Raw genomic sequence first — 4,016 nt, forward strand, 5'->3', positions numbered from 1 at the left:
TTTAAAAACCTCCTTCTCGGTTTGTTTTATTTTTGAATTCTTACCAAGAAAGAGGTTTTTAATCATTTTACACAAAATTTTTTACAGTCTCTATTATTGTACTTCTGCTTTTATGAGATTGAGTATTTCGTTTTTTGATGGAACCCTTCCTGATACCAGCACCTTTTCATTGACAACCAATGCTGGTGTGCTCATGACACCGTATGCAAGTATCTTCTGAATGTCTTTAACTTCTGTTATATTTGCGTTCAGATTAAGTTCCTCTATAACTTCCCTTGTCAGCCTTTCCAGTGCTTTGCAGTTAGCGCATCCGCCGCCAAGTATTTTAATTTCCATGCAAATCATCCTTTCTGCAAGATTATAGATTATATTATTATATAAATGCCTCGCCTATCAACATCACTTTGATCTAGATAATAATGTTAAATAGATAGCCTGTAAACATGATGGCAATGCCCACAATTCCTATAAATATTGCTATAAGTTTGGGTTTGATGACTTTTCTCAGTATAATCATCTCAGGGACTGATAATGCCGTTATAGACATCATGAAAGACAATGCAGTACCAATGCTAACGCCTTTTTCAGTTAACGCATGCACAATGGGTATGGTTCCAGCGGCATTGGAATAAAGAGGTATTCCTATGATGGTAGCTAAGGGTACTGCCAGAAGGTTGTTTTTACCGGCGATTTTACTCATAAAGTCTAAAGGGGCGTAACCGTGTATAAGCGCTCCAATTGCTACTCCCAGTAATATAAATAGCCATACCCTTTTTACGATATCTTTCATACTATTAAAGGCAAAGTCATGCCTTGCTCTTAGATTCATGGAAGCCACTTCAGTTTGGCCTACATGTATATTGTAGACGTAGTCTTCTACCAGATGCTCTAAATGCAGCCTTCCAATAATAAAACCGCTGATAATGGCGATAATGAGTCCCGATAAGATATATATAAAAGCTATTTTAAAGCCGAATAATGCAAAAAGCATCGTAGCGGCTACCTCATTTATCACAGGAGATGCCACGAGAAATGAAAATGTGACTCCTAAAGGCACGCCTGCTTCTATGAAGCCTATAAATAATGGTACTGCAGAGCAGGAGCAAAAGGGCGTGACGATGCCCAGTAGTGCTGCTAAGATATTACCTAGGAATTCGTGCTCTCTGCTCAGTATTTTTTTTACCTTTTCAGGCGGTAAATAACTTCTTATAAAAGAGATAGTGTATATTAAGATCGCAAGGAGCAGAAAAATTTTTATGGTGTCATATATGAAGAAATTTAAGGCACTGCCTGCTTTTGTGTGTGGTTCTATATTCATGAGCTTATATACGATATAATCTGCCAGTGACTGTATCATATTTTATTTCTCCTTTCTCTAAGCTCTTTTTGCACTGTTTCCAGCTGCATTTCCAGGATTTTATCGGTTATATCTATAAGGTCATATATTCTGGGGTTTAGTACATAGTACATTACAAAAGTACCTTCACGCCTGGATGCTACGATACCCTGGTTTTTCAATACGTTTAAGTGTTGGGATACATTGGATTGCTCCAACCCCAGTTCCTCTATGATATTGCATACACATTTTTCTCCATTTTTAAGTAACTCGAGAATTTTGATACGGGTGGGATGAGCCAGCGCTTTATAAAATTCCGCTCTGATTGAATTCAACTGGTTCATTTAGGTCATCCTTTCAATTAAGTATTTTAGCATATTATAAAATTCTAATATATTATAAAATAAAAAAATAATAAGGTCAACAAAATAAAAGTCTTTTTATCCTTTGCAGTGATTGGTTATCCTAACCATCGCAGAACGCGAGGTTGTCAAGGGTCAGCTTTGCAAGATGTAGGCGAAGTAAAGCTGAGATGGTAGTCCTTGCCCAAGACTTCCAGCTTCTCTTGCCTCTTATTTTTAATATACAAATAGGAAAATATTAAAAAACTTACAGAAAGGATTGCACCGTATATAACCTGCTACTAAAAAAGCTTAAGTATTTTCTTAATATTTATTTATGTAATTAACTATTTTGACTAAATATAACCAACCCGGTAAAATAGAAATATGGAGATATTATCAATAAGACAAGCGACATTTGAAAACTGATAAGCGAGGTAAGAACATAATGAGAAAAATTCCAAAAATATCTGGATCCGAATTAGAAGTTATCAAAATACTCTGAAATCTCAATCAAGCAACAAGTTCCGAGATTGTTGAAAGGCTGACAAAATCAACGGGATGAAAACCAAAGACTATTCATAATTTTACTTTTATTGCAGATAATTCGCTGGTTCAATCCTTTATTATGGTATTTTTTCAAAAGAATCCGGCAGGATATGGAGGTAGCTGCTGACAGAAAGGTATTGAATATTTTGGGAGGCGGAGAAGAAAAGGAATACGGAAGAACAATTATTACTATGCTGGAAAGCTTAAATTCTCGGCATATATCTTTAAAGCTTGTCGGGATGGTAGATAATGAAGGGCAATATTGAAAGGAGAATAAAAATGATAAAAATGGCTGACATATTTAAAGATAAAAGACGATTGTTTATTGTTACAGGGGTAATTGCTTTTATTATTCTAGGTTTTGTATTATTAACAAATCCTATGTCAAATACTTCTTTGCAGACAAGGTATTTCACCATTAAAATACCTACCGATTGGAAGATAAAAACAGATACGCCGGGTTCAATTACGGAAAAGAATACAATTTTTAAGATTATTAGTAAAACGAAAATCATATCAAATAATGAACTTCCTTTATTTGAAAAGGACAATGTACCGATTGGCGGGATACAGATTATAAGTTATGAGCCCGATCAACCTTTGTTTTTGCCTAACCACTCAGAAGTTAAGAGCGAAAAAGAGATAAAAGGATTAATAACAAAGGCGGTTTTGATAAATCTTGATATGACTCCACCGGCAGCATCCGGAGATACCTCTATTAAAAACGAAAACCATTTATACCTAATATTTGAGGATGATAGAGTCGCTTACGACATCTATGCGGATACAAAATATGCCGATGAATCCATGCTAATAAGAATTGCAAAAAGTTTTAAACCTACACCTAAAAAAAATAAATTCTTTATCACTGGGAATATTGTAGAAATAACAAGCGTTCCCGGTGAGGAGTGGAGGACGGGGATAACGCTGACGGTGGAAAAATTAGAAAGAAAGTGGTTGATTACTGAAATAACAATCGCATCACATCAGGCAATAGATTTTCTGTTTAGTAATAAGCGAGAATTAGAAGAACTTGCTTATGTTTAATAGTAAAGGAGAGGACATATGATAAGGGAGAAGTTTAATTCATTAGTTGAAAAAATTAAAAGTTCGGGAAGTTCATTTGTAACAGACGATATGCTTGCTATAGAGGAATATATAAAAGCTTGTGGCAATTATGTTAAAGCTGTGATAGATATGGAAGCTGCCATGATTGCTGCTAGAGATAGAATGGAACCAAGGGAATACAGAGAGTACATTGCACAGCTTGATAAGAACCGAAAGGTTGTTCATGACTCTCTAATTGCTTCCACAAAGCTTATCAATAGGCTTTGTGAGACCTATGGCGAGCCAATTATCTATACAGGAGGTGATAATCGTATAGAAATAGCTGAGTTTGCCAAAAAGGTTATAGATGAAATATTCATGACAAGAACATTGTAAGAACCAAGGAGAAAAGAGAAATGCTAAAATAGAATTGAGCCAAATAAAGTATTAGCAATGACAAAAAGGCGAACATATGCCATGGCAGCTGCAAAAAGACTGTTGGAGTAAGAACTAGCTCTTAAAGGATATGCTTTTCCCAGTATTGACGAAGATCTACTGAGGGAAAGGCTTAAAGAGCTCGTAAACAACGGCCATGATACATTTAAAATGGCGGGTATTGGCTTTTACATGTTTGAAAGAGCATGGACGTTAAGACAAGCGGTGTAATGTCAAGTAGTATTTTTTGGAACCTTGAAAAATAAAGGCCTCAAAAACTCTAAAAAAGGCAACACTTAATAAACCCA

General features: G+C 35.5%; 6 protein-coding genes. 3 read left to right on the plus strand and 3 right to left on the minus strand.

All coding sequences use genetic code 11. The features are described 5' to 3' along the window. Positions 1 to 93: 93 nt before the first annotated feature. From BUB87_RS13675 to BUB87_RS13685, 3 genes are all read right to left on the minus strand, one after another. Positions 94 to 336, minus strand: a complete 243-nt coding sequence (locus BUB87_RS13675) for a thioredoxin family protein (protein WP_073346602.1) — start codon at positions 334 to 336, stop codon at positions 94 to 96. Between the two features lie 73 nt (positions 337 to 409). Beyond that, on the minus strand, positions 410 to 1,357 hold the full coding sequence (locus BUB87_RS13680) for a permease (RefSeq protein ID WP_073346604.1): 948 nt from the start codon (positions 1,355 to 1,357) through the stop codon (positions 410 to 412). After that, on the minus strand, positions 1,354 to 1,680 hold the full coding sequence (locus BUB87_RS13685; RefSeq protein WP_073346607.1) for an ArsR/SmtB family transcription factor: 327 nt from the start codon (positions 1,678 to 1,680) through the stop codon (positions 1,354 to 1,356). Before BUB87_RS13685 ends, BUB87_RS13680 begins: the two co-directional genes overlap by 4 nt. A gap of 593 nt (positions 1,681 to 2,273) precedes the next feature. Here BUB87_RS13685 and BUB87_RS13690 point away from each other — a divergent pair. Genes BUB87_RS13690 through BUB87_RS13700 form a run of 3 tightly spaced genes read left to right on the plus strand, consistent with a single transcriptional unit; the run spans position 2,274 to position 3,669 of the window. Next, positions 2,274 to 2,492 (plus strand): M56 family metallopeptidase, encoded by a 219-nt coding sequence (locus tag BUB87_RS13690; protein ID WP_073346609.1) that lies wholly within the window; start codon positions 2,274 to 2,276, stop codon positions 2,490 to 2,492. After that, entirely contained in the window at positions 2,476 to 3,273 is a 798-nt protein-coding gene (locus BUB87_RS13695) for a hypothetical protein (RefSeq protein WP_073346612.1), read from the plus strand. Before BUB87_RS13690 ends, BUB87_RS13695 begins: the two co-directional genes overlap by 17 nt. 18 nt (positions 3,274 to 3,291) lie before the next feature. Further along, positions 3,292 to 3,669, plus strand: a complete 378-nt coding sequence (locus tag BUB87_RS13700; RefSeq protein ID WP_073346614.1) for a DUF3232 domain-containing protein — start codon at positions 3,292 to 3,294, stop codon at positions 3,667 to 3,669. Positions 3,670 to 4,016 lie beyond the last annotated feature (347 nt).

It is taken from the genome of Caldanaerobius fijiensis DSM 17918 (assembly GCF_900129075.1).
Taxonomy (GTDB): Bacteria; Bacillota; Thermoanaerobacteria; order Thermoanaerobacterales; family Caldanaerobiaceae; genus Caldanaerobius; species Caldanaerobius fijiensis.

Coding starts and splice junctions, on each gene's coding strand:
- BUB87_RS13685 (WP_073346607.1), bottom strand. CDS start 1,680: ATGAACCAGTTGAATTCAATCAGAGCGGAATTTTATAAAGCGCTGGCT.
- BUB87_RS13675 (WP_073346602.1), bottom strand. CDS start 336: ATGGAAATTAAAATACTTGGCGGCGGATGCGCTAACTGCAAAGCACTG.
- BUB87_RS13695 (WP_073346612.1), top strand. CDS start 2,476: ATGAAGGGCAATATTGAAAGGAGAATAAAAATGATAAAAATGGCTGAC.
- BUB87_RS13680 (WP_073346604.1), bottom strand. CDS start 1,357: ATGATACAGTCACTGGCAGATTATATCGTATATAAGCTCATGAATATA.
- BUB87_RS13700 (WP_073346614.1), top strand. CDS start 3,292: ATGATAAGGGAGAAGTTTAATTCATTAGTTGAAAAAATTAAAAGTTCG.